The 24,259-nt window shown below is 74.8% G+C and carries 18 protein-coding genes; 7 read left to right on the top strand and 11 right to left on the bottom strand.

Features of this window, described 5'->3' with window-relative positions:
- Positions 1-46: 46 nt before the first annotated feature.
- Both dnaG and GC089_RS07115 read right to left on the bottom strand, forming a co-directional pair.
- Complete coding sequence (gene dnaG, locus GC089_RS07120) at positions 47-2,035, bottom strand: DNA primase (RefSeq protein ID WP_155377032.1); 1,989 nt, start codon at positions 2,033-2,035, stop codon at positions 47-49.
- Positions 2,036-2,158: 123 nt separating this feature from the next.
- Complete coding sequence (locus GC089_RS07115; protein ID WP_155377031.1) at positions 2,159-4,477, bottom strand: putative Ig domain-containing protein; 2,319 nt, start codon at positions 4,475-4,477, stop codon at positions 2,159-2,161.
- 604 nt (positions 4,478-5,081) lie between these two features.
- Between GC089_RS07115 and GC089_RS07110 the strand changes: the two genes are divergently transcribed.
- Positions 5,082-5,414 (top strand): YciI family protein, encoded by a 333-nt coding sequence (locus GC089_RS07110; protein ID WP_370514105.1) that lies wholly within the window; start codon positions 5,082-5,084, stop codon positions 5,412-5,414.
- Between the two features lie 30 nt (positions 5,415-5,444).
- Here the strand turns inward: GC089_RS07110 and GC089_RS07105 are convergent, their stop codons facing one another.
- The 5 genes from GC089_RS07105 to GC089_RS07085 form a co-directional block, all read right to left on the bottom strand.
- On the bottom strand, positions 5,445-6,743 hold the full coding sequence (locus GC089_RS07105; protein ID WP_230685131.1) for a deoxyguanosinetriphosphate triphosphohydrolase: 1,299 nt from the start codon (positions 6,741-6,743) through the stop codon (positions 5,445-5,447).
- Positions 6,744-6,804: 61 nt separating this feature from the next.
- The gene (locus tag GC089_RS07100) at positions 6,805-8,679 is read right to left on the bottom strand and encodes a glycoside hydrolase family 13 protein (RefSeq protein ID WP_155377029.1); all 1,875 of its coding nucleotides are present in this window, start codon (positions 8,677-8,679) and stop codon (positions 6,805-6,807) included.
- On the bottom strand, positions 8,676-9,587 hold the full coding sequence (locus GC089_RS07095) for a sugar ABC transporter permease (RefSeq protein ID WP_155377028.1): 912 nt from the start codon (positions 9,585-9,587) through the stop codon (positions 8,676-8,678). Before GC089_RS07095 ends, GC089_RS07100 begins: the two co-directional genes overlap by 4 nt.
- A complete protein-coding gene (locus tag GC089_RS07090) occupies positions 9,587-11,227 on the bottom strand; it encodes an ABC transporter permease subunit (RefSeq protein ID WP_155377027.1) in 1,641 nt (546 codons plus the stop codon). The genes GC089_RS07095 and GC089_RS07090 overlap by 1 nt, the downstream gene beginning before the upstream one ends.
- Before the next feature lie 135 nt (positions 11,228-11,362).
- Positions 11,363-12,595, bottom strand: a complete 1,233-nt coding sequence (locus GC089_RS07085; protein ID WP_155377026.1) for an extracellular solute-binding protein — start codon at positions 12,593-12,595, stop codon at positions 11,363-11,365.
- A gap of 200 nt (positions 12,596-12,795) precedes the next feature.
- Between GC089_RS07085 and GC089_RS07080 the strand changes: the two genes are divergently transcribed.
- Together GC089_RS07080 and GC089_RS07075 are read left to right on the top strand one after the other, a co-directional pair.
- Positions 12,796-13,848, top strand: coding sequence for a LacI family DNA-binding transcriptional regulator (locus GC089_RS07080; RefSeq protein WP_230685130.1), 1,053 nt, complete (start codon positions 12,796-12,798; stop codon positions 13,846-13,848).
- A 113-nt stretch (positions 13,849-13,961) separates the two neighbouring features.
- Positions 13,962-15,680 (top strand): glycoside hydrolase family 13 protein, encoded by a 1,719-nt coding sequence (locus GC089_RS07075; RefSeq protein WP_370514087.1) that lies wholly within the window; start codon positions 13,962-13,964, stop codon positions 15,678-15,680.
- A gap of 36 nt (positions 15,681-15,716) precedes the next feature.
- Here GC089_RS07075 and GC089_RS07070 read toward each other — a convergent pair whose 3' ends face one another.
- Positions 15,717-16,820, bottom strand: coding sequence for a glutamate--cysteine ligase (locus tag GC089_RS07070; protein ID WP_155377024.1), 1,104 nt, complete (start codon positions 16,818-16,820; stop codon positions 15,717-15,719).
- A 79-nt stretch (positions 16,821-16,899) separates the two neighbouring features.
- Here GC089_RS07070 and GC089_RS07065 point away from each other — a divergent pair, with 79 nt between their 5' ends.
- Positions 16,900-17,823, top strand: coding sequence for a carbohydrate kinase family protein (locus GC089_RS07065; protein WP_230685128.1), 924 nt, complete (start codon positions 16,900-16,902; stop codon positions 17,821-17,823).
- A 19-nt stretch (positions 17,824-17,842) separates the two neighbouring features.
- On the opposite strand, the gene dusB is transcribed toward GC089_RS07065, so the two are convergent.
- From dusB to GC089_RS07050, 3 genes are read right to left on the bottom strand one after another with little or no spacing between them, the layout of a single operon-like run.
- Positions 17,843-19,036 (bottom strand): tRNA dihydrouridine synthase DusB, encoded by a 1,194-nt coding sequence (dusB, locus tag GC089_RS07060; protein ID WP_255449049.1) that lies wholly within the window; start codon positions 19,034-19,036, stop codon positions 17,843-17,845.
- Between the two features lie 38 nt (positions 19,037-19,074).
- Positions 19,075-19,908: a DNA polymerase beta superfamily protein gene (locus GC089_RS07055; protein ID WP_230685127.1), complete on the bottom strand. Its 834-nt coding sequence runs from the start codon at positions 19,906-19,908 to the stop codon at positions 19,075-19,077.
- 4 nt (positions 19,909-19,912) lie between these two features.
- Entirely contained in the window at positions 19,913-21,301 is a 1,389-nt protein-coding gene (locus GC089_RS07050; protein WP_155377022.1) for a glycine--tRNA ligase, read from the bottom strand.
- 132 nt (positions 21,302-21,433) lie between these two features.
- Between GC089_RS07050 and GC089_RS07045 the strand changes: the two genes are divergently transcribed.
- From GC089_RS07045 to GC089_RS07035, 3 genes are read left to right on the top strand one after another with little or no spacing between them, the layout of a single operon-like run.
- Complete coding sequence (locus tag GC089_RS07045; RefSeq protein ID WP_155377021.1) at positions 21,434-22,423, top strand: metal ABC transporter substrate-binding protein; 990 nt, start codon at positions 21,434-21,436, stop codon at positions 22,421-22,423.
- Complete coding sequence (locus GC089_RS07040; RefSeq protein WP_155377020.1) at positions 22,420-23,247, top strand: metal ABC transporter ATP-binding protein; 828 nt, start codon at positions 22,420-22,422, stop codon at positions 23,245-23,247. Before GC089_RS07045 ends, GC089_RS07040 begins: the two co-directional genes overlap by 4 nt.
- Positions 23,244-24,197, top strand: a complete 954-nt coding sequence (locus GC089_RS07035) for a metal ABC transporter permease (RefSeq protein ID WP_155377019.1) — start codon at positions 23,244-23,246, stop codon at positions 24,195-24,197. Before GC089_RS07040 ends, GC089_RS07035 begins: the two co-directional genes overlap by 4 nt.
- Positions 24,198-24,259: the final 62 nt, after the last annotated feature.

The following is a 24,259-nucleotide window of genomic DNA, read 5'->3' as shown; positions in this document are numbered from 1 at the left end:
GGAGCCGGGCCGCCGACGGACGACGCGCCGGCGAGCCGGGCGGCCCTCAGGCGCTCTCGCGCAGCGCCCGCCGCCGGCCCTCGAGCTCGAGCAGCTCGGCGAGCAGGGCCCGCGACGCAGCCGGGTCGGCGTCCGCACCCATGCGCTGCAGCCGTCCGCGCACGTCCGCGATCTGCCGCGTGAAGCCGATGTCCACCAGCCGCGTGACGACGCCCCGCACGTAGGCCGGCAGCGCCTCCTCGCGGTCCTCCGGCAGCGGCGCCACGGACAGCTCGGTCACCAGCGCGCGGACGGGCTCGGCGGCCTCCTCGAGGACGGCGCCCACCCAGAGGGTCGACGCGCCCCCGGCCCGCTCGACGTGCCCCCGCGCGGCCTCGACACCGCCGGCCGCGCGCACGGCCTCGTGCACCGCGCGGTACGCGGGCGCCGCGAACGTGTCGGCGGCGAGGGCGTCGAAGTCCGCGGGCACGAGCAGGGGGGCCTGGAGCACCACCTCCAGGGCGGTGCGCTCCACCTGGGCGACCGGGTCGCGCCGGTCCGGCACGGGCATCCGTGCGACGCGCACCGGCTCGGGCGCGGCGTCGCGGCGCTCCCCCGGCCGTCCGTGGTCGGGACGGCCGCGGTCCGCGCGCCCGTCCCCGCCGCGGCCGGCCGCACCGCGCGCCGCCCCACGGCGGACGGCGTCCTGCACGGCCCGCCGCACGGTCTCCTGGTCGTCCATGCCCAGCCACCCGGCGAGCAGGCGGACGTACTCGGGACGCAGGGCGGTGTCCCGGATCCCCGCGACCACGGGTGCGGTCGCGCGCAGGGCGTGCACGCGCCCCTCGGCCGTCGACAGGTCGTGCGCCGCGAGCGTGGAGCGGATGACGAACTCGAACAGCGGCTGCCGCGCCTGCACGAGAGCACGCACCGCGTCGGGGCCCTTCGCCTGGCGCAGGTCGCACGGGTCCATGCCGGACGGCTCGACCGCGACGAACGTCTGCGCGGTGAAGGACTGGTCCTCGCCGAAGGCGCGCAGCGCCGCCTTCTGCCCGGCCGCGTCGCCGTCGAACGTGAACACCACGGCCCCGCCGACCGACCCGCCCCCGACCAGCTGCACGCCACCCGCGCCGCCGCTGTCGCCCAGCAGCCGGCGCACGATCCGCGCGTGGTCGCCGCCGAACGCGGTGCCGCACGTCGCGACGGCGGTGCGCACCCCGGACAGGTGCATGGCCATGACGTCCGTGTAGCCCTCGACGACGACCACCTGCTTCTCGCGCGCGATCTCGCGCTTCGCCAGGTCGATGCCGTAGAGGACGTGCGACTTGCGGTAGAGCGCCGTCTCCGGGGTGTTGAGGTACTTCGGCCCCTGGTCCTCGTCCAGGAGGCGGCGCGCGCCGAAGCCGACGGTCTCCCCCGTGACCTCGCGGATGGGCCACACGAGCCGCCCGCGGAACCGGTCGTAGATCCCGCGCTGCCCCTGGCTCACCAGGCCCGACGCCGTCAGCTCGGCCTCGGTGAAGCCCCGCCCGCGCAGGTGTCGCAGCAGCCCGTCCCACCCCTGCGGCGCGAAGCCGACGCCGAACTCCTCGGCCGCCGCGCGGTCGAACCCGCGCTCGGCGAGGAACGCGCGGCCCGGCGCCGCCGCCGGTGTCAGCAGCTGCTCGCGGTAGAACTCCTCGGCGACGCGGTGCGCGTCCAGCAGGCGCCGACGCCGACCCGGCTCCTCGCCCGGACGCGTCGGCCCGCCGTCCTCGTACCGGACCTGGATCCCCACGCGCGAGGCCAGGTGCTCGACGGCGTCGGTGAAGCCCAGCCCGTCGACCTTCTGCACGAACGCGATGACGTCGCCGCCCTCGCCGCAGCCGAAGCAGTGGTAGCGCCCCACCTGGGGCCGCACGTGGAACGACGGCGTGCGCTCGTCGTGGAACGGGCACAGGCCCTTCAGCGAGCCGACCCCGGCGGGCCGCAGCGCGACGTGCGCACCGACGACGTCCTCGATCCGGACGCGCTCGCGGACCGCCTCCACGTCCTCCCGCCGGATGCGTCCCGCCACGGGCGTGAGTCTAGGCGCGGTGCGGGCGGCCACCGCCCACCGGGCGGGTGCGCGGACGGGCGTGCCCACCACCCCGCGGTGGTGGGCACGCCCGTCGTCGGTCCCGGCGGGCCGGGTCTGGTCTCAGCCGCGCGCGCGGTGGCGACGCACCAGCACGAGAGCCGCGCCGAGCACCAGGAGCGCGAGCGCGAGCGCCGACGTGGTCAGCGCCTGCGTGCCGGTGGCGGACAGCGCCGCCGGCGCCGCGTCCGCGGACGTCGGGGCGGCCGGCGTCGGGTCGGCCGACGCGGCGAGCACCTCGCCGCCGAGCACGACGTCGGTGCTGCCGACCGCGTTGGTCGCCGTGATCGTGGCCGACCACGAGCCGGACTGCGTCGGCGTGCCGGAGACCACGCCCGTCGCCGCGTCCAGCGTCAGGCCCGCGGGGAGCGCGCCGGCGCTGACGACGAAGGCCGGCGCGGGGCGCCCCGAGGCCGGCGCGGGCACGGTGACGGCCTCGCCCACGACGAGCCGCGGGACGACGGCCCCGGTCGCGACCGGCGCCGCGGCGACGTCACCGGTGAGCACGACGCTGTCCGTGCCGTTCTCGTTGGTGGCCGTCACGGTCGCCGACCACGGGCCGGCGGTCGTCGGCGTGCCGGTGACCTCGCCGGTCTCCTCGTCCAGCGTCAGGCCCGCGGGCAGGGCGCCCGCGGTGACGGCGAACGTCGGCGCCGGCGTGCCGACGGCGCGCACGGCCACGGCGGCCGGGCGGCCGACGACGAGGACGCCGAGGTCGGTGGTGCTGATCTCCGGCGCGCTCGTGACGACGACGGTGAACTGCGCGTCGGCGGTGCCCGAGGTCACGGTCAGGACGTCCTCGCCGAGCTCCGTGGGGGTGTAGCAGAGCGAGGCGCGGCCGTCCGCGTCGGTGTTGCGGGTGTCCGTCGCACCCGCGTTCGCGCCGGCCACGGCCAGGTCGACGCGCACGCCCGCGACCGGCTCGCCGTCGGCGTCCTGCACGACCACCGGGACGCAGACCTCCTCGTCCGGGCGGCCCGACGTCGGCACGGCGTCCGGGTCCACGGGCGCGACCCGCGCGACGCGGCCGACCGGCGTCAGGCCGGCGCCGCCCGCGTAGGCGTAGGAGTTGAAGTTGTTCGCGCCGTAGGCGAACGCGCCGAACGGGGCGTCGGCGCTCACCGTGTGGGTGCCGTCCGCGACGAGCAGCTGCGCGGCCGAGAACGTCGTGCCCGCGACGGGCGCGAACTGCGCCGCGTCGACCGGGGCGCCGTCGAGCCGGAACGACCCGAGCTGCGCGGTCGGGACCACGACGTTGATCGCGTTGAAGGAGAAGCGGCCGGCGGGCGTGGAGAACGTGTAGCGGTCGAGGAACTGCTGGTACGGCGGGACGAGCATCGTGGCCGGGTCGCCCGACGTGGTCCGGCCGTCCTGCACGTACTGCCCGCTGACCATCTGCTGGCTCACGAGCACCGGCTGGTCGGCCGTCACGACGGCCGCGGAGTTGCCCCCGGCCGTCATGAGGGTGCCGTCCCAGATCTCGCCGGCGTCGAGGGTCGCGACGACCGCACCGTCGACCCGCAGCTCCGTGCCGTCGCGGTCGGCGAGCACGCGCACCGGGTTGCCGCCGCTCTCGGAGCGGAAGCGGGACAGGATGAAGGACGTGCCCCACTGGTCGACCGGCCACATCTGCTCGGTCACCAGGTCGCACGCGCCCAGGCCGATGTTCACGCAGTCGGCGCCCGCGAACACCGCGACCGGCGCGGACGCCGAGACGGTGGTGCCGCTGACGTCGTCGCCGCTGCGCGTGCCCGCCAGCGAGTACACCTGGCCCGCGTCGAGGGTGACGGTGTACGGGGTGCCGGCCGTCCGGTCGGCGAGCGCGCTCGCCGGGACGACGGTGACCTCGGTGTCGTCCTGCGTGCCGACCACCGTGACCCGGGAGCCGTAGTCGCCGATGGTCGTGGGGACCGAGAGCACGCGGTAGTCGGTGCCGAGGGCCGGCACGGGCGAGGCCACGAAGCCGTCCGACGACGAGCCGCCGTAGTTCAGCCCGTACACCGTCACCGGCGCCTCGGTCTGCACGTGCACGCCGGTCGCGAAGGTGCCGTCGGAGCCCATCGCCTGGATCGCCGCGGCGTAGCCGGCCGGCGCGTCGAGGACCGTGACCTGGCCCTCGGTCGTCGTGAACGGCGCCGGCGCGGCGCCGGGCCACGTCACCGTGCCCGTGGTCGTCGCGCCGGTGACGAAGACCTGGACCGTCGGGGGGTTGGCGTTCCGGCTGAACGTCACCCAGAAGTCGGTGCCGGCGGTCGAGAGCACCGAGGCGCCGGGGGCCGGCGCGGCGACCGTCGGGGTCGCGGCGGCGCCGAGGCCCACGACCGCGAGGGCACCGGCGAGGGCGAGGGACAACCTGCGGTACTGCGGGTGGCGACGTGGCACGAGAACTCCTGGAATGGCACGGGATCGGGCCCCCGCAGGCTTTCGCCTGGTGCTCGGGGCGCGCCGAACATATAGGCACTCCCGGCGGACGCGTGGGTGCTAGCACCCACGCGAAGAAATGCACCCGCGCACGTCACGCCCCATGTCGGAACGAAATGGACGAAAGTGCGTCGGCGTCCCGCCACCTCGCCGCCCGCGGCGCCGAGACCCACGTCACAGGCGCTGCGACCTGCACCTTCGCGCTCCCCCACCCTGTCGCAGACCCGCCCTGACTGCCACGGTCACCACCACGCCCTCCCCGTCGCCCATTCCCGACAGAATGCGCCGGGCAGACCAGCACAATTCGGCGTGACGCGCGGCACAGGGCGATTTCTCGCGCGCCGGGCCCGGCGTCGCCTTTGTCCCCGACGACCGCGACGCACGTGCCCACGCCGACGACGCCCCGCGCAGCGCCCGCGTCGGCCGGGCGCGGGGCAGGACCGCGCCGCGGGAGCGCAGGTGCGCCGCGCCCGGCGCCCGGTGTCGAATGCGGGGGCGGCCGCACGTCGTGGCTGCGTCCGGGCCGACAGGGCCCGGCGCCGACCAGGAGGACACCGTGGAGTACATGCTCTTCATCTGCACCGACCCCGAGGGCGAGCCGCCGCAGCCCGGTGACGTGGACATCGAGGCGTGGGGCGCGGACGTCGACGCGCGTGGCGTGTGGAAGCACGGCGACCGCCTGCGTCCCGTGGAGGCCGCGACGACCGTGCGTCGCCGGGGCGACGAGCTGCTCGTCACCGACGGGCCGTTCGCCGAGACGCGGGAGACGATCGCCGGGTACGACGTGATCGAGTGCGCCGACCTGGACGAGGCGATCGCGGTCGCGGCCGCCCACCCGATGGCGCGGGCGGGGCGGATCGAGGTGCGGCCCGTGTGGCCCCTGGGTGCGGCCGACTGACGGACGACCCGTCCCGTCCGCCCCGGTGCGTCAGTGCCGGGGCGGGCGGACGAGCCGCGCGTGCAGCGCCAGCGCGGACACGTCCGTCAGCGACGCCACCTGGTCCACGACGACCCGCAGGCGCTCCGCGTCGCCCGACGCCGCCTCCCAGTCCGCGGCGAACGTCGGCTCCAGCGCGTTCGGCGCCCGGTCCGCCAGGACCTCGACCAGGTCGGCCAGCACCTCCCGCTGCCGCTGGTACAGCGGCTCCAGCTCGCGCGGCGCCATGACGTACGCGACGGCCAGGCCCTTGAGCACGAGGATCTCGGCGACCGTCTCGACCGGCACGACGAGCTCGGCGGCGTACCGCGTGAGCGGGCCCGGCCCGTAGCGCTCGCGCGTCGTGCGCTGCGCCGCCTTCGCGAACCGGCCGATGAGCTGGCTCGTCGCGTCCTTCAGCCCCGCGAGCGCTCCCCGCGACCCGTCGAAGCCGGGCTCCCACAGGCGCGCGGCGACGAGCCGGTCCATGGCGCCCTCGAGGCCGGCGGCGTCGACCTGGTCGCCGTACCAGGTCTCGACGGCCTCGACGATGCGCGCCCGCTCGTCGGGGACGGTGAGCACGTCGAGGTCGAACCGGCCGCCCACCACCGCGTCCTCGACGTCGTGCACGGAGTAGGAGATGTCGTCCGCGAGGTCCATCACCTGCGCCTCGAGGCACTTGCGGCGGTCCGGGGCGTCGCGCCGCAGCCACGCGAAGACCGGCAGGTCGTCCGCGTAGACGCCGAACTTGTGCGTCGGCCGGCCCGTCGCCGCGCTCACGGGGCCCTCGCCGTGCCCCCACGGGTACTTGACGGAGGCGTCCAGGCTCGCGCGCGTCAGGTTCAGGCCGACCGAGCGCCCGTCCGGTCCGACGACCTTCGGCTCGAGCCGCGTCAGCAGGCGCAGCGTCTGGGCGTTGCCCTCGAAACCGCCGATGCCGCGCGCCAGGCCCGCGAGCGCACGCTCGCCGTTGTGGCCGAACGGGGGGTGCCCCAGGTCGTGCGCCAGGCACGCGGTGTCGACGACGTCGGGGTCGCAGCCCAGCGCCTTGGCGATCTCACGCCCGACCTGCGCCACCTCGAGCGTGTGCGTCAGGCGCGTGCGGACGAAGTCGTCGGAGGACGGCCCGAGCACCTGCGTCTTGGCGCCGAGCCGGCGCAGCGCCGAGGAGTGCACGAGGCGGGCGCGGTCCCGCTCGAACGGCGTCCGCTCGGCGTTCTTCGCGCCCTCGGGCACCCAGCGCTCGCGGTCGGCGTCGACGTAGCCGTCGCCGTCCGCGCGCAGGCGGGCGAGGTCGTCGAGCGTGGTCACGCCGCCCAGCGTAGTTCGGGGCGCCGACGCGGGCGTGAGGCGGCGGTCGTGCCCCGCCGCCTCACGCCAGTCGCCACACGTGCACGCCGGGGCCGTCCCCGGGCACGTGCAGTCCGTCGGGACGCAGGTCGATCGTCCCGCTCCCGTGCAGGACCTCGGGCCGCGCGCCGGGTGCGAGCAGCCGCCCGGGCAGCACGGTCCCGGCCCACGGCGCCCGGGCGGCGACGACGAGCACGCGCTCGTCGTGCGTCTCGCGCAGGTAGCCGACCGCGTCGTCGTCCGCGAACGCCCACCGCAGCCCGCCCTCGCGCAGCGCCCGCGAGGAGCGGCGCAGCGCGATGAGGCGCCGGTACAGGTCGAACGTCGCGGCGTCCCAGCGCGGACCGCCGCCGGCGTCCACGTCCTGCCACGGCATGGGCACGCGCGCGTGCTCGCCGGTCGTGCCGGTGACTCCGCCCTCGTCGCCCGCGAAGACCACCGGCGTCCCCGGGTAGGTGAACAGGACCCCGGCCGCGACCTCCTGCAGCTCGGCGGACCCCACGACCGTGCGGATCCGCGCGGTGTCGTGCGACCCGAGCATGTTCCACTGGTGCGCCGTCACCGCCCACGGGACCGCCGCGTCGAACTCGCGCATGGTGGCGACCGTGGCCGCTCCCCCGCGCCGCGGCAGCGGCACGCCGAGGCCGAGGGTCGTCAGCCCGGAGGACGGGTCGCCGAGCCACGTCCACAGCGGGCGGCTGAACGCGGAGTAGTTCATGTTCGCGTGCCAGCCGCCGACCGACATGTCGCCGCCCGCGTCGTGGAAGTGCTCGGAGACGAGCACGGCGTCAGGGTTCTCGGCCCGCATCGTCGTGCGCGCCATCCGCGCGACGTCGTGCGTGTAGTCGTCGGCGGCGTACCGGCCGGTCATGTTCGCGACGTCGATGCGCCAGCCGTCCAGCGCGAACGGGGGCCGCAGCCACCGGGCGACGACGGAGTCGGGGCCGTCGACGAGCCGCTGCGCGAGCCCGGGCGCGCCGTAGTTCAGCTTCGGCAGGGACGCGTGCCCGAGCCACCCGACGTACCCGGGCTCCTCGTCCGTCCAGTAGTAGAAGCGGGCCTCCTCGCTCGACCGGTCGGCGCGGGCCCGCGCGAACCACTCGTGGCCGTCCCCCGTGTGGTTCGTCGTGAGGTCGCCGACGATGCGCATGCCGCGCGCGTGCAGCGCCGCGGACAGGGACGCGAGCGCGTCGTCGCCGCCGAGGATCGGGTCGACCCGGTCGAAGCTCGTCGCGTCGTAGCGGTGGTTGGAGCGCGCCGGGAAGACGGGCGTCAGGTACAGCGTGTCGACGCCGAGGCGCTGCAGGTGGTCGAGCCGCTGCTCGATGCCGCGCAGGTCGCCGCCGGCGAGCTGGCGGCCGGTGTCGCCGGTCGCCACGGGCTCGTCGGTCCACGCCATCGGCGTGGCCCAGCCCGGGACGTCGTCGGGCGCGCCGACGCCGCCGGACGAGCGGGCGAACCGGTCCGGGAACACCTGGTAGACGACCGCGTCGTGCATCCACGCCGGTGCCTCGTCGTGCACCGAGAGGCGGAAGTCGGCCGCGTCGGTGACGTCGCGCCGCCACGTGCCGCGACCGTTCAGCCAGCGGTACCCGCCGGGCTCGTCGAGGAGCACGCGGTACCCGGTGACCGGGTTGTGCACGCGGACGTCGGCGACGTACCAGCGCTCCCCGTCCGCCGTCCGGTCGATCCGCGCCGGGACCATCGTCGGCTCGCCGTCCCGCACGACCCGTACCCAGACCGCCCGCTCCGGCGCGCCCTCCGGCACCCGGACCCGGACCGGCACGTCGTCCCCGAGGGACGGCGTGCCCGCCGGCACGTACAGCTCGGACCCGTCGTGGTGGGCGTCGTCGAGCAGGTGCGGGACCGGCTGCGCCCCGTGGTGCGACGCGCTCATCCCTTGACCGAGCCGGCCGTCAGGCCGCCGACGATGTACTTCTGCAGGAACAGGAAGAGCAGCAGCACCGGCAGCGCGGAGATGACCGCACCGGCGGCGAACAGGCCCCAGTTCGCCTCGAGCAGCGACGACACCCAGCCGTACAGGCCGACCGCGACGGTCCAGTTGCGCTCCGACTGCAGCACCAGGCGGGCGATGATGAACTCGCCGAACGTGCTGATGAACGACAGCAGCGCGACGACCGCGAGGATCGGCGTGACGAGCCGCAGGATGATCGTCCAGTAGATCTGCGCGTGCGTGGCGCCGTCGAGCTTCGCCGCCTCGTCGAGCTCGCGCGGGACGGTGTTGAAGAACCCGTACATGAGGAACGTGTTCACGCCCAGCGCGCCGCCGAGGTACACGGCGATGAGCGCGAGCTTGCTGTTCAGGCCGAGCACGGGCATGACGTTGCCGAGGCCGATGAGCAGCAGGAAGATCGCGACGAACGCGAGCATCTGCGGGAACATCTGGATCACGAGCAGGGCCGTCAGGCCGGCCCGGCGGCCGCGGAAGCGGAACCGCGAGAACGCGTACGCCGCGGCGGCACCCATGAGCACCGTGCCGACGCCGGTGGCGATCGCGATCTGCAGCGTGTTGCCGAGCCACGTCCAGAACAGCGAGTCGCCGAGCGCGGAGAAGTTCGAGCCCGACACCTCCCCGAAGAGGCGGTTGGACCCGGTCAGCGTGCCGCCCTCGGACAGCGCCGCCGAGACGACGTACACGATGGGGAACATCGCGAAGACCACGGCGACGACGCCGACGAGGTGGCGCCAGCCGAGCTCGGAGAACCACCGGCGCGGCGACATGCGCGGCTGCCCGGTGCGCGCGGCGGACGGCCGGACGCGCGGTGCGGCGGACGTGGTGGCCATCAGCTGATCTCCTCGAACTGCTTCGTGCGCTTGAAGGTGATCGCCGAGATCGTCGCGACGATCGCGAAGATGACGATCGACAGGGCGCTGGCCAGGCCGTAGTTCTTGGCGGCCGTGCCGTCGAGGCCGGACACGGAGTACACCATCGAGATGAGGATGTCCGTGTGCCCCAGCGGCACCGACGCGTCCGCGAAGCGCGGCCCGCCGTTGGTGAGCATGTAGATGAGCGTGAAGTTGTTGAAGTTGAAGGCGAACGACGAGATGAGCAGCGGCGTCGTCGCGACGAGCAGCAGCGGGAGCGTCACCGAGCGCCACGTGCGCCAGCGGCCCGCGCCGTCGACCTTCGCCGCCTCCATCACGTCACCGGGCAGCGACTGCAGGGCGCCCGTGCAGATGAGGAACATGTACGGGAAGCCCAGCCACAGGTTCACCAGCAGGACCGACAGCTTGGCCAGCCACGGGTCGGTGAGCCACGGCACGTCCGCACCGCCGAGCAGCACCTGGTTGACGAACCCGAACGACCGGTTGAGCATCCCGGACCACAGCAGCGCCGCGAGGAAGCCGGGGATCGCGTACGGGAAGATCAGCAGGGTCCGGTAGATCCGGCGCCCGCCGAGGCGCGTGTCGTTGAACGTGATCGCCAGGAACAGCCCCAGCAGGAACGTCGTGACGACCGACAGGATCGCGAACGCGAACGTCCACGCGAGGACCTTGAGGAACGGGCCCGCGTACCGGCTGTCGCCGAACGCCGTCGAGAAGTTGTCGAACCCGACCGCGACCCGCCAGCCGACGTTGAGCCGCTCCCCGCCCGGGGAGACGAACCAGCCGTCGTCGCTCGGCGAGTACACCGTGCCGGTCGTGACGTCGGTCATCGTGTCGGCCTCGGCGTCGTACTCGAGCGTCGAGGTGGACACGTAGCCGGTGCGCGCGTCCTGCGTGCGGATCGAGCCGTCCTCCGGGTCGTCCGAGAACGGGACGCGCAGGGTGGTGACCTCGTCCTGGCGCTCGAGCACCTGGCGCCGGTCGAGCAGCTCGGCACCGGGCACCGCGGTCACGGCGTCGCCGTCGAGCGTCGCGCCGTCGACGGGCGCCAGCGGCTCCTCCGCCGTGCCGACCCGGACGTCACCGTCCTCGTCGACCACCGCGAAGCCCAGCTCGCCGTCGCGCTCGAGGACCGTGATCGGGTAGGTCGCGGAGCCCTCCACGCGGCGCTCGTTCTGCACGAGCAGCGCCTCGATCGCGTGCTCCTTGGTCGAGTTGTGGCCGTCGCCGTAGTTCGTGAAGGCGACCCAGCCGGTGTACGCGACCACGTACACCTGGAAGACGAGCAGGAAGGCGAGCCCCGGCAGCACGTACTTCAGCGGCAGGGTGCGCCGGGAGAAGTAGACCCAGTCGGCCGCGACGAGCAGGGCGACCATCGCCGCGAGGATCCCGTAGGACCCTTCGTTCCAGGCCGCGAGGATCGCGAACACCCCGAAGGCGTTGACGACCGCCATGAGCACGAGCTTGGCGACGAGGCCGCCGGTCGTGCCCGACGCGTGCGGGACGCCCGGTGACCGCAGGCGCCGCCGCGGCCGGCCCGGCGCGTCGCCGTCGCCGGCGGCGGTCGAGGTGTCGTCGAGGGTGGACTGGGTGGACATCGGGCCTCCGTACGCAGTGGCGGGCGCGTCCTCACGCCCCGGGGACGGGCGGCGCCACCGGGGAGGCGGTGCGCGCGCCCGCGGCGGACGCGCCGCACGGTGCGGGACCGTGCGGCGCGCTGCCGTGGTGCGAGGTCAGGAGCCCATGGCGCCCTGGATGTCGGCGATCATCTTGTCCCAGGCGGCGACCGGCTCGGCCGCACCGGAGAGGATGTTCGCCTCGGTGACGCCCCAGAAGGCCCACACGGAGCCCATCTCGGGGATCGACGGCATCGGCACGGCCTCGGCGCCGACGGCGGCGAAGCCGGCGGTGACCGGGTCCTCCGACGCGGTCTCGGCGGCCGACGTCAGGGCCGGCGGGCGGTTGCCCGCCTCGTACAGCGCGAGCTGCGCCTCGTCCGTGGCGATGAAGTTCACGAGGAAGTCGTTGGCGAGCAGCGCGTTCTCGCTCTGCGCGGAGACGTAGAAGCCCTGGACGCCGACGAACGGCTGCGCGGGCTGGCCACCGGCCGACGGGATCGGGTCGATCGACAGGTCCAGGCCCTCGAACTGCTCGAGCATCCACGGGCCGCCGATGATGAAGGGCGACTCGCCGTTCTTGAACGCCTCGACCGCGATGTCGTACGTGATGTCGGTCTTCAGGACACCGGCCTGGCCCTGCGCCTGCAGCCACTGCGCGAACGCCTGCCCGGGCGCGCCGCCCATCGCGAGCTCCGGCGAGTACGAGCCGTCCTCGTTCTGCGCGAACACGGGCGCACCGAACGACGTCTGCAGCGGGTAGTACGTGTACGGGTCGCCCTCGGTGCCGGTCTGGATGAGGACCGGGTACGGCGTGCCGGCGGCGCGGCCCGCGGCGACGGCCTCGTCCCACGTGGCGGGTGCGGCGGGCGCGAGCGCGGTGTTGCGGATGAGCGCGATGTTCTCGATCGCGTACGGCAGGCCGTAGACCTGACCGTCCTGCGTGAACGCCTCGACCGCGACCTGCTCGAAGTCGGCGGTGCGGTCGCCCAGCTCGATCGGCGCGACGACGCCGTTCTGCGTCAGCTCACCCAGCCAGTCGTGCGCGCCGACGGTGATGTCGGGCCCCTCGCCGGTGGGCACCTGGGCGAGGAAGTCCGTCCGGATGTCCTCGAAGTTCTTGAGGACGACCTCGACCGTGACGTCGTTCTCCTCCTCGAACGCCGAGGCGGCCTCCTCGACGGCCGCCTGGCGGGTCTCGTCGACCCAGACGACGAGGTCGCTGCTGCCGCCACCGCCGGCGGTGGCCGACGTCGTGGCCTCGGGGCCGGCCGAACCGCCGCCGCTGCACGCGGCGAGGGTGAGCGCGAGGCCGAGCGTGGCCGCCACGGCCGGGATGCTCCGTCGCATCGTTCATCTCCTGGTTGATCGGGTGCCGTCGCCATGCGGCGGCGGTGCCGACGCTGGCCTGGTGCCCGGAACGTACGACGTTTGCGACTGGTGCTGCAACTCGTTACGGTAACTTTCAGGCATCACTTTCAAGGGCAGCCGTCGCGCGACCGCCGTGCGGAGGACGAGGAGGTCCCGTGTCCCCTACTACGCTGCCGCCTGTGCGTACCCGGCTGACCGACCTCGCCGAGCAGGCGGGGGTGAGCACCGCGACCGTGTCGCGCGTGCTCAACGGCAAGCACGGCGTGTCCGCACAGGCGCGGCAGGCGGTGCTCGCGGCCCTCGACGTGCTCGGCTACGAGCGCCCCGAGAAGCTGCGCATGCGCTCGGCCGGCCTCGTCGGCCTGGTCGTGCCGGAGCTCAGCAACCCCGTGTTCCCCGCCTTCGCGCAGGTCATCGAGACGATGCTCACCGACCGCGGCTACACCCCGCTGCTGTGCACGCAGTCCCCCGGCGGCACCACGGAGGACCAGTACGTCGAGCTGCTGCTCGAGCACGGCGTCGACGGCATCGTCTTCGTGTCCGGCCTGCACGCCGACACCACCGCCAGCAAGGACCGCTACCACCGCCTGCGCGGACGCGGCGTCCCGGTCGTGCTCGTCAACGGCTTCGCCGAGGGCGTCGACGCGCCGGCCGTCTCCACCGACGACTCCGCCGCCATGGACCAGGCGTTCCGGCACCTGTGGTCGCTCGGCCACCGCAGCATCGGCCTGGCCATCGGGCCGACCCGGTTCGTGCCGTCCCAGCGCAAGCGCGACGCGTTCGTCGACCTGCTCGCCCGGCACGCCGGCGTGGACGACCCCGAGCCGCACGTCGTCTCGACGCTGTTCACGGTCGAGGGCGGGCACGCCGCCGCCACCCAGCTGCTGCGCTCGGGCCACACGGCCGTCATCTGCGGCTCGGACATGATGGCGCTGGGCGCCGTCCGCGCGGCCCGCACCCTGGGGCTGTCCGTGCCCGACGACGTCTCCGTGGTCGGCTTCGACGACTCGCCGCTCATCGCGTTCACCGACCCGCCCCTGACGACCGTGCGCCAGCCCGTCGCCGCCATGGGGCACGCCGCGGTCTCGGCGCTCGTCGGCGAGATCAAGGGCACGCTCGCCGAACGTGCCGAGCTGCTCTTCCACCCCGAGCTCGTCGTGCGCGGGTCCACCGGCTCGGCGCCCGCCGAGCGGTCGGCGGCGCCTGCCGACGCGGCAGCCGCGGCCCTCTGACGCGCGCGGCCCCGCCGCACCCCTCCCCGTCCGGAGCGCACCCGTGCGCGTCCGGCCCCCGAGCGGACGACGTCCGTCCCCCTGCACCGCACCCACCACTGGAAGGTCGACCTGTGACCATCGACGCCCTCCCCGACGCCGCGCTCGCGCACCGCGCCGAGGACCCCGCCGGCCCCTGGTGGCGCCACGCCGTCATCTACCAGGTGTACCCCCGCTCGTTCGCCGACGCCTCGGGCGACGGCGTGGGCGACCTGCCGGGCATCACCGCGCGCCTGGACCACCTCGCCGAGCTCGGCGTGGACGCCGTCTGGCTCTCGCCGTTCTACCGCTCCCCCCAGGCGGACGCCGGCTACGACGTCGCGGACTACCGCGACGTGGACCCGCTGTTCGGCACGCTCGCCGACGCGGACGCGCTCATCGCCCGCGCCCACGAGCTCGGGCTGCGCGTGGTCGTCGACCTCGTGCCCAACCACACCAGCGACGAGCACGTGTGGTTCCAGGCGGCCCTCGCGGCCGGCCCCGGTTCCCCCGAGCGCGACCGCTACGTCTTCCGGGACGGGCGCGGCGAGCACGGCGAGCTGCCCCCGAACAACTGGGACTCCATCTTCGGCGGGCCCGCCTGGACCCGCACGACCGACCCGGACGGCACGCCCGGGCAGTGGTACCTGCACCTGTTCGACAGCAAGCAGCCCGACCTGAACTGGGAGAACCCCGAGGTCCGCGCCGAGTTCGAGCAGATCCTGCGGTTCTGGCTCGACCGCGGCGTGGACGGCTTCCGCGTCGACGTCGCGCACGGCATGGTCAAGCAGGCGGGCCTGCCCGACTGGGACGGCCACGTCTCGATGATCGAGGGCACCGACGACGAGGACGCCGTCAGCGGCTCCGGCAACCACGGCCCGATGTTCGACCAGGACGGCGTCCACGAGATCTACCGCGCGTGGCGCAGCGTCCTCGACGAGTACGACGGCGACCGCGCCATGGTCGCCGAGGCGTGGGTCGAGCCCCTGTCGCGCCTGGCCCGCTACGTGCGCCCCGACGAGATGCACCAGGCGTTCAACTTCGCGTTCCTGGCCGCCGGCTGGGACGGTCCCGCCCTGCGCCGCGTCATCGGCGCGTCCTTCGCGGCGAACGACGCCGTCGGTGCACCCACCACGTGGGTGCTGTCCAACCACGACGTCGTGCGGCACGCGTCCCGCATGGGCCTGAGCGACCCCACGCACCGCCCCAACGGCATCGGCCACGGCGACGAGCAGCCGGACGCCGAGCTCGGGCTGCGCCGGGCGCGCGCGGCCTCGCTGCTCATGCTCGGCCTGCCCGGGTCGGCGTACGTCTACCAGGGCGAGGAGCTCGGCCTGCCCGACCACACCGCGCTCGAGGACCACCTGCGCCAGGACCCCGCGTTCTTCCGCACGGGCGGCGTCGAGCGCGGCCGCGACGGCTGCCGCGTCCCGCTGCCGTGGGAGGGCGACGCACCCGCGCTCGGCTTCTCGCCCACGGGGGCCGCCTGGCTGCCCCAGCCGGCCGAGTGGGCCGCGCTCGCGGCCGACCGTCAGCGCGGCCGCGCCGGGTCGACCTACGAGATGTACCGCGCCGCGCTCGCGCTGCGCCGCGCCGAGCAGCTCGGCACGGGCGACCTGCGCTGGCTCGACGAGGACCCGCACGTGCTGCGGTTCGCGAACCGGGACGTCGTCGTCGTGGCGAACCTCGGCGACGACGAGGTGGCCCTGCCCGGGGGCACCGAGGTCCTGCTCGCCTCGGGCCCGCTCGGCGGCACCGCGCAGGCGCCGACCGTGCCGGCCGCGACGACCGTCTGGACCCGCGCGCAGGCCTGAGTCACCGCGGTGGCGGCGACGGCGGAGGAGCCGTGCTCACTCCGCCGTCGCCGCCACCGCGCCGTCCACCACCGCGCGCAGGCCGCCCGCACGGCACCAGGCGCGCTGCTGCACCGCACCGGTCCCGCGGACCCACAGGGCGTCGAGGAGCTCCTCGACCCGCGCGGTGTCGCCCGCCTCGTCGAGCGCGGGCCGCACGTGGTCCAGCAGCGCCCGGACGACCTCGCGGGCCGGCGCGGGCGTGAACGCCGGCGGCGCCACGAGGTCGCCCGACAGGCCCGACCGACCGGCGCGCCACGTCGCCGCGCGCAGCCGCTCGACGCGGTCGACGAGCGGGGGCACGCCGTCCGCCGCCTCGCGCGCGGCCGTCTCGACCAGCCCGCGGGCGAGTGCCGCGACGAGCACCGCGTCGTCGGCGCGCAGGCACACGTCCGCGACGCGGATCTCGACCGTCGGGTACCGGTGCGACAGGCGGGCGTCGAAGTAGAGCATCCCGTGGTCGAGCGCCGCGCCCGTCGCCAGCAGCTCCTCCACCACCCGGCGGTAGCCGGCGGCGTCGCCGAACGGCGCCGTCGGGCCCGCGGTCGGCCAGCGGTTCCACACCTGCGAGCGGAAGCTCGCGTACCCGGAGTCCTCGCCCCGCCAGTACGGGGAGTTGGCGCTCAGCCCGAGCAGCACGGGCAGCCACGGCCCGATCCGGTCCAGGACCGCCACGCCCTCCTCGTCGTCCGCGACGGAGACGTGCACGTGGCACCCGCTCGTGAGCTGCTCGCGGGCCGTCAGCGCGTACTCCTGCGCCATCCGGTGGTACCGAGCGGAGTGCGACAGCGTGCCGCCGCCGGCGTCCGGGGACGTCGCCAGCGCCGCGAGCCGCACACCGACCGCCTCGGCCGCGCCCCGCGCCCGCGCGCGTCCGGCCCGCACCTCGTCCGTCAGGGCGCCCAGGTCCTCGCACGGGTGGGTCCCCGTCTCGAGCTGCTGCTCCTTCAGCTCGGTCTCGAGGCCGCCGCCCGGCTCCGGCTCGGGGTCCGCCGGGCCCACACGCAGCTCGTAGGCGCGCACGGCCGCCGCCGCCGCACCCACGGGTGCGCCGTCGGGCCCGACCAGCAGGTACTCCTCCTCGACACCCACAGTTCGCATGCGGGGAGTCTGTCGGCACTCGACCCGTCCTGCTCGCCGACCGGTGCGGGGTGTGACGTGCGCGACGTACGCTCGCAGCGTGCCCTCCGTCCCGCCGCGCGTGCTCGTCTCCGGACCCGTCGCCTGGAACCTGACGGTCCGGGTCGGCGCCCTGCCCGAGCCGCGTCCGCACACCGTGCTGGCCGACGGCTGGTCCGACGGGATCGGGGGGACGTCCGCCGGCAAGGCCGTCACGCTCAGGGCGCTGGGGATCGACGTCGTGCTGCGCACCGTCCTCGGCGAGGACGAGGCCGCCTCCCACATCCGCGGCGCGCTGGAGCGCCCGGGCCTCGAGGTCGTCGCGCTCCCGGCCGCAGGGCGGTCGAGCGAGCGGCACGTGAACCTCGTCGCGGACGACGGCGCCCGACTGTCGGTGTACCTGACCCTGCCCGACGCGGTCGAGCCGCCGACGGCCCGCCCGCTCGCCGACCTGCTCGCGGGAGCGGACGCCGCGGTCGTGGACCTGGCCGAGCACAGCCGTCGGGTACTCGCCGCGGCGCGCGCCGCGGGGGTGCCGGTGTGGTGCGACGTGCACGACGACGACGGCGTGGGCGAGTACGCGCGCGCGTTCACCGCCGCCGCGGACGTCGTCGTGGCCAGCGCGGTGCGCCTCGACGACCCTGCGGCTTACCTGCGCGCCCGCATCGCGGAGGGTGCCCGTGTGGCCGTCTGCACGCGCGGCGCCGCCGGCGCCCTCGCGCTCGCGGCGGACGACCTCGGCGAGCACTGGTACGAGGTCGGCCCCGCCCCCGTGCACGAGGTCCTCCAGGCCGAGGGCGCCGGCGACGCGTTCACCGCCGGCCTCCTGTGGGCCACGCTCGCGGGCGAGCCCGTGCCCCGTGCCCTGGCCGTCGCGTCGGCGACCGGCGGCGTCGCCGTCGCCGGTCCCGGCCTCGCCGCTCCCTACGCGTCGCCGTCCACGGTGCGCGCGCTCGCCGACCGGGTCGTCGTCATGGCCCGGTAGCGGTCGGCGCGACGCGGCGTCAGCCGCCCGAGACGGACAGCTCGGCCTCGTGCAGCTCGCGGCGGAAGTCGTCCGACAGCTCACGGGAGTCCAGCCACCCGTACGGCAGGATCGGCCGCTTCGGCGAGCCCGCGCGGCCGCGCTGCCCCTCGGCGGGCGCCCCGGGGTACGGCTGGTCGTGGTCGAGCCGCGCCAGCCGGTCGTCCAGCTCCGCGAGGGACGACACCAGCCCGAGCTGCGCGCGCAGCTCCCCGCCGACCACGTAGCCCTTGAAGTACCAGGCCATGTGCTTGCGCATCTCGCGCAGCGCCTTCGACTCGTCGCCGAAGTGCTCGACCATGAGCTCGGCGTGCCGGCGCACCACGGCCGCGACCTCACCGAGCCCCGGGCGGACGCGCTCCGACGACCCCGCGAACGCCGCCGCCAGGTCCGCGAACAGCCACGGCCGCCCCTGGCAGCCGCGCCCGACCACGACGCCGTCACAGCGGGTGTGCTCGACCATCGCGAGCGCGTCCTCGGCCGACCAGATGTCGCCGTTGCCGAGCACCGGGATGTCGGTGACCGCCTCCTTGAGGGTCGCGATCGCGTCCCAGTCGGCCGTGCCCGAGTAGTAGTCGGCGGCGGTGCGCCCGTGCAGCGCGACCGCGGCCACCCCCGCGTCCTGGGCCGTGAGTCCCGCCTCGACGTAGGTGAGGTGGTCCGCGTCGATGCCCTTGCGCATCTTGACGGTGACCGGCACGCCGGCGGGACGCGCGGCGTCGACGGCGGCGCGGACGATCGAGGCGAACAGGTCCCGCTTCCACGGCAGCACCGCTCCCCCGCCGCGACGGGTCACCTTGGGCACGGGGCACCCGAAGTTCAGGTCGACGTGGTCGGCCCGGTCCTCCTCGACGAGCATCCGGACCGCGGCTCCCACGGTCGCCGGGTCGACGCCGTAGACCTGGACCGACCGCGGCACCTCGTCCGGCTCGAACGAGATGATCCGCAGCGACTCCGGGCTGCGCTCCACGAGGGCGCGGCTCGTCGTCATCTCCGCCACGTACAGGCCCGCGCCGGACTCGCGGCACAGCCGTCGGAACGCCGCGTTGGTCACCCCCGCCATGGGCGCGAGGACGACGGGCGTGTCGACGGTGATCGGGCCGATGCGCAGCGGCGGCAGCACGGCGCCGGCGGGGCGCACGCGCTCGGGCAGCGTGTCGGTGGTGGTCTGCACGCCTCCATTGTCCCCCGCCGGCGCGGGCACGCCGCGCGTCAGGGCGCCCAGCGGCGCAGCAGCGCGCGGAAGCCGTCGGCAGCCCGGGCGCGGCGTCGCTCGTCGGAGCGGGTCGTCGCGGCGGTGACGTCGACCGCGCGGAACCGCTCCTCGACCCAGTCGCGCAGCCGCGCGGGGACCACGCCCGTGCCGAGCTCGCGGGTCCGGGACTTCGCGGCGACCAGCTCGTCCACGTGGGCCTGCACGTGCGCCGGCACCGGGGCCTCGGCGAGCAGGCGCGGCAGCTCCATGGGCGGTGTGGCGCCCGGGTGCGCGTCGAACCAGTGCAGCACCGCCGCCGGACGCACGGCGTACAGCACCTTCTTCAGGGGCACGGGCGTCCCCGTCGCCGCGCCGGAGCGCTGCCAGTGGTCGGTCCCGACGCTCAGGTAGTGGCGCATCACGCGGTCCCGGTCCGTCACGTCGTCGACGAGCGCCAGCAGCTCGTCCCGGAACCGCACGTCGCCGGCGTACACGTGCGGCGAGCGCAGCCACTCACCGACCGTGGCGTTGCCGGCGACCGCCAGCCGCACCGCCTTGACCAGGTCCCAGCCGTTGACGTCCAGCACGGCGTCGAGAGGCGTCTCGATGACGTCGCGTGCGGGCCACGGGTCCAGGTACGCGTCGAGGGGCCGGACGAAGAAGAAGCGGCAGTCGTAGTCGCTGTCGGGCGACGGGAAGCCCCACGCCCGGCTGCCGCTCTCGACCGCCCACGGCACGTGCACGCCGTGCTCGGCCGCCACGCCGTGCAGACGGGCGTCGACCGCCGCCACGACCTGCGGGTCGAACCCGACCGGCAGGTCGTGGCGGCGGGACGCGACGCCCGTCGGCACGCCGTCAGGCCCCGACGAGCCGCTGCGCGAGGTAGCCGGTGACCTGGTCGAGCGCGACGCGCTCCTGCGTCATGTCGTCGCGGTGGCGGATCGTCACGGCCTGGTCGTCGAGGGTGTCGAAGTCGACCGTGATGCAGAAGGGCGTGCCGATCTCGTCCTGACGGCGGTAGCGGCGACCGATGGCGCCGGCGTCGTCGAAGTCGACGTTCCAGTTCCGGCGCAGCTCGGCGGCGAGGTCGCGCGCCTTGGGGCTGAACTGCTCGTTGCGCGACAGCGGGAGCACCGCGGCCTTGACGGGCGCCAGGCGCGGGTCGAGCCGGAGCACGACGCGCTCGTCGACGCCGCCCTTGGTGTTCGGCGCCTGGTCCACCGTGTACGACTCGACGAGGAACGCCATCAGCGAGCGCGTCAGGCCGGCGGCCGGCTCGATGACGTACGGCACGTACTTCTCGTTCGTCGCCGGGTCACGGTAGGACAGGTCCTTGCCGGAGTGCTCGCCGTGCGTCGACAGGTCGAAGTCGGTGCGGTTCGCGATGCCCTCGAGCTCGCCCCACTCCGAGCCGGAGAAGCCGAACCGGTACTCGATGTCGACGGTCCGCTTCGAGTAGTGCGACAGCTTCTCCTGCGGGTGCTCGTAGTGGCGCAGGTTCTCGCGGTCGATGCCCAGGTCGACGTACCAGTCGGTGCGCGTGTCGATCCAGTACTGGTGCCACTGCTCGTCGGTGCCCGGCTCGACGAAGAACTCCATCTCCATCTGCTCGAACTCGCGCGTGCGGAAGATGAAGTTGCCCGGCGTGATCTCGTTGCGGAACGACTTGCCGATCTGGCCGATGCCGAACGGCGGCTTCTTGCGCGCGGCGGTGAGCACGTTCTGGAAGTTCACGAAGATGCCCTGCGCGGTCTCGGGACGCAGGTAGTGCAGCCCGGACTCGTCCTCGACGGGGCCGAGGTACGTCTTCAGCATCATGTTGAAGTCGCGCGGCTCGGTCCACTCGCCGCGGGTGCCGCAGTTGGGGCAGGCGATCTCGGCCAGGCCGTTCTCCGGCGCGCGGCCCTTCTTCGCCTCGAAGTCCTCGACGAGGTGGTCCTCGCGGAAGCGCTTGTGGCAGGACAGGCACTCGGTCAGCGGGTCGGTGAACACGCCGACGTGGCCCGACGCCACCCAGACCTGCCGCGGGAGGATGACGGAGGAGTCCAGGCCGACGATGTCGTCGCGGCTGGTCACCATCGCACGCCACCACTGGCGCTTGATGTTCTCCTTCAGCTCGACGCCGAGCGGCCCGTAGTCCCACGCGGAGCGGGTGCCCCCGTAGATCTCGCCGCTCGGGAAGACGAACCCCCGGCGCTTGGCGAGGGAGACGACGGCGTCGAGGCGGGAGGCGGTGCTGGCCACTGGTTTCTCCTGGGTCGAGGAAGCCCGCGGCTGGGTGTCGCGGGGCACAACCGGGACAGCCTAGCCGCGACGTGCACCCCCACGGCGCAGCGACTTTGACATCCACGCCTGGTGCAGTTGAGAATCGGTCTCATGTCCAGGTCCTCCCGCGCCCTCGCGCTGCTCGCCGTCCCCGTCCTGCTCGCGGCCGGGTGCTCGTCGGGCGGGACGGACGGCGCCGCCGGCGAGGACGGCGTCCAGGTGCTCGCCTCCTTCTACCCCCTGCAGTTCGTCGCCGAGCAGGTCGGCGGGGACCGCGTCGAGGTGTCGTCGATGACACCCCCGAGCGCGGAGCCGCACGACCTCGAGCTGTCCCCCGCGCAGGTCGCGGAGGTGTCCGCCGCCGACCTCGTCGTCTACCAGTCCGGGTTCCAGGCGGCCGTGGACGAGGCCGTCGACCAGTCGCAGCCGGCGCACGTCGTCGACGCGACCGCAGCGGCCGGGATCGGTGAGGGCGGTGCGCACGCCGAGGGAGCCCCGAGCGGCGACGACGAGCACGCCGAGGACGAGCACGCGGAGGAGGAGCACGGGGAGGAGGAGCACGGCGAGGACGGCCACCAGCACTCCAGCGGCGACCCGCACTTCTGGCTCGACCCCACCCTCATGCCGGCGGTCGCCGACGCCGTGGCGGACGCGCTCGCCGAGGTCGACCCCGACGGCGCCGACACCTACCGGGCCAACGCGGCGGCCCTCGACGAGCGCTTCGCCGCCCTCGACGAGGCGTACGCCACCGGGCTCGCCGCGTGCGAGCGCGACGTCATCGTCACGTCGCACGAGGCGTTCGGCTACCTGGCCGAGCGGTACGGGCTCGAGCAGGTCGGGATCTCCGGCGTCGACCCCGAGGCCGAGCCGTCGCCCGCCCGCCTGCGCGAGGTCGGCGACGTGGTGCGCACCAACGGCGTGACGACGATCTTCTTCGAGACGCTCGTCAGCCCCAAGGTGGCCGAGACGCTCGCGACCGACCTCGGCATCGAGACCGCCGTGCTCGACCCGCTCGAGGGCCTGGCGGACGAGGACGAGGACTACTTCACGGTCGCCGAGCAGAACCTCGACGCGCTGCGCGTGGCATTGTCGTGCTCGTGACCTCGTCGTCCCCCGCTCCCGCCGCGGGGTCCCGCACCACCGGCGCGCCGGCGGCCCCCGCGATCGACGCGCGCGACGTCCACGTGACGCTCGGCGGGCGGCCCATCGTCCGCGGCGTCGACCTCGCCGTCCCCGCTGGCCAGGTGCTCGCGCTGCTCGGCGCCAACGGCTCCGGCAAGTCCACGCTCGTGCGCTCGCTGCTCGGCGTCGTGCCGGTCGCGTCGGGGTCGGTGCACCTGCTCGGTGCGCCGCTCGGGCCGCGGGTGCCGTGGGACCGCGTCGGGTACGTGCCGCAGCGCATGGCCGCCGGCGGCGGCATCCCGGCCACCGCCCTCGAGGTGGTCGGCTCGGGGCTGCTGCACGGCCGGCGGCTCCTGCCGCCGCGCGACCGGCGGGCTCGCGCTCGCGCGGCGCTCGAGACGCTCGGCGTCGGGCACCTGCTGCACCGGCGGGTCCAGGAGCTCTCGGGCGGGCAGCAGCAGCGCGTCCTCATCGCCCGCGCCCTCGTGCGCGACCCCCGCCTGCTCGTGCTCGACGAGCCGACGTCGGGCATCGACCTACCGACGCAGGAGGCGTTCGTGCGGACCGTGGCGCAGCTGCGCGACGCCGGCACGACGGTGCTGGTGATCCTGCACGAGATCGGCCCGTTCGCCCCGCTCATCGACCGGGCGGTGGTGCTGCGGCACGGACGCGTCGTGCACGACGGCGCGCCGCCCCAGGCCCGCGGCGAGCACGGCTCGGTCGAGCACGACCACACGCACCCGCACGCCGACCCCGTGCCCCCGTCCGAGGGCCCCGACCTCACCCTGGGGGTGACCTCGTGACGTGGTGGGACTCGCTGGCCGAGCTCCTGTCCTCCCCGCTGATGCAGCGGGCGCTCGTCGCCGCCGTGCTCGTGGGTGCGGCCGCGCCGGTCGTCGGCACGTTCCTCGTGCAGCGCCGGCTCGCGCTCATGGGCGACGGCATCGGCCACGTCGCGCTCACCGGTGTGGCCGTCGGCTGGCTCGTCGGCTCGTGGGCGGCGGCCTCCCCCGCCGACGCGTTCGCGGTGCCCGGCGCGGTCGTCGCCGCGGTGGTCGGCTCGGTCGTCATCGAGCTCGTGCGCGAGCGCGGGCGCACCAGCGGCGACCTCGCGCTCGCGATCATGTTCTACGGCGGCATCGCGGGCGGGGTCCTGCTCATCAAGGTCGCGGGTGGCACGAACGCGAACCTCATGAGCTACCTGTTCGGCTCGATCGCCACCGTGAGCACCGCCGACCTGTGGTGGACCGTCGCGCTCGCCGCGCTCGTGCTCACCGTGGGCGTGGGCCTGCGGTGGGTGCTGTTCGCGGTCAGCCACGACGAGGAGTTCGCGCGTGCCAGCGGCCTGCCCGTGCGGCTGGTGTCGATGACCGTCGCCACGCTGGCGGCGCTCACCGTCACCATCGCCATGCGGGTCGTGGGGCTGCTGCTGGTCAGCGCGCTGATGATCGTGCCCGTGGCGGTCGCGCAGCTGTACGCCCGTTCCTTCGGACGCACGATGGCGCTGGCCAGCGGCCTCGGCGTGGTCGTGAGCGTGGTGGGCCTGACGCTCACGTGGTGGAACGACGTGCCGCCGGGCGCCACCATCGTCGTGCTGGCCATCGCCGTGTACGCCGTCGGCGCGCTCGTGCGGCCGCTGGTGCACGGGCACCGTCCCGAGGACGACCCGCACCCCGACATGTCCGACGACGTCCTCGTCCCGGCCACGGCCGGCGAGGACTGCCCGCCCGCGACCGCGTCGGCCGGACGCTGAACCGGGCGCCGAAGCCGACGCGGAGCCGGCCGGCGGGCACGGGGGCGACGCGTGCACCAGGG

The organism is Cellulomonas sp. JZ18, from assembly GCF_009720485.1.
GTDB lineage: Bacteria > Actinomycetota > Actinomycetes > Actinomycetales > Cellulomonadaceae > Cellulomonas.
Note: the sequence above shows the minus strand (reverse complement) of the source record. Positions and strands in the feature narration are given on the sequence as shown.

Excerpts from the sequence above, each read along its gene's own strand:
- GC089_RS07045 (WP_155377021.1), top strand. The coding sequence starts at position 21,434 with ATGTCCAGGTCCTCCCGCGCCCTCGCGCTGCTCGCCGTCCCCGTCCTG.
- GC089_RS07085 (WP_155377026.1), bottom strand. The coding sequence starts at position 12,595 with ATGCGACGGAGCATCCCGGCCGTGGCGGCCACGCTCGGCCTCGCGCTC.
- GC089_RS07095 (WP_155377028.1), bottom strand. The coding sequence starts at position 9,587 with ATGGCCACCACGTCCGCCGCACCGCGCGTCCGGCCGTCCGCCGCGCGC.
- GC089_RS07070 (WP_155377024.1), bottom strand. The coding sequence starts at position 16,820 with ATGCGAACTGTGGGTGTCGAGGAGGAGTACCTGCTGGTCGGGCCCGAC.
- GC089_RS07100 (WP_155377029.1), bottom strand. The coding sequence starts at position 8,679 with ATGAGCGCGTCGCACCACGGGGCGCAGCCGGTCCCGCACCTGCTCGAC.
- GC089_RS07090 (WP_155377027.1), bottom strand. The coding sequence starts at position 11,227 with ATGTCCACCCAGTCCACCCTCGACGACACCTCGACCGCCGCCGGCGAC.
- GC089_RS07110 (WP_370514105.1), top strand. The coding sequence starts at position 5,082 with ATGCTCTTCATCTGCACCGACCCCGAGGGCGAGCCGCCGCAGCCCGGT.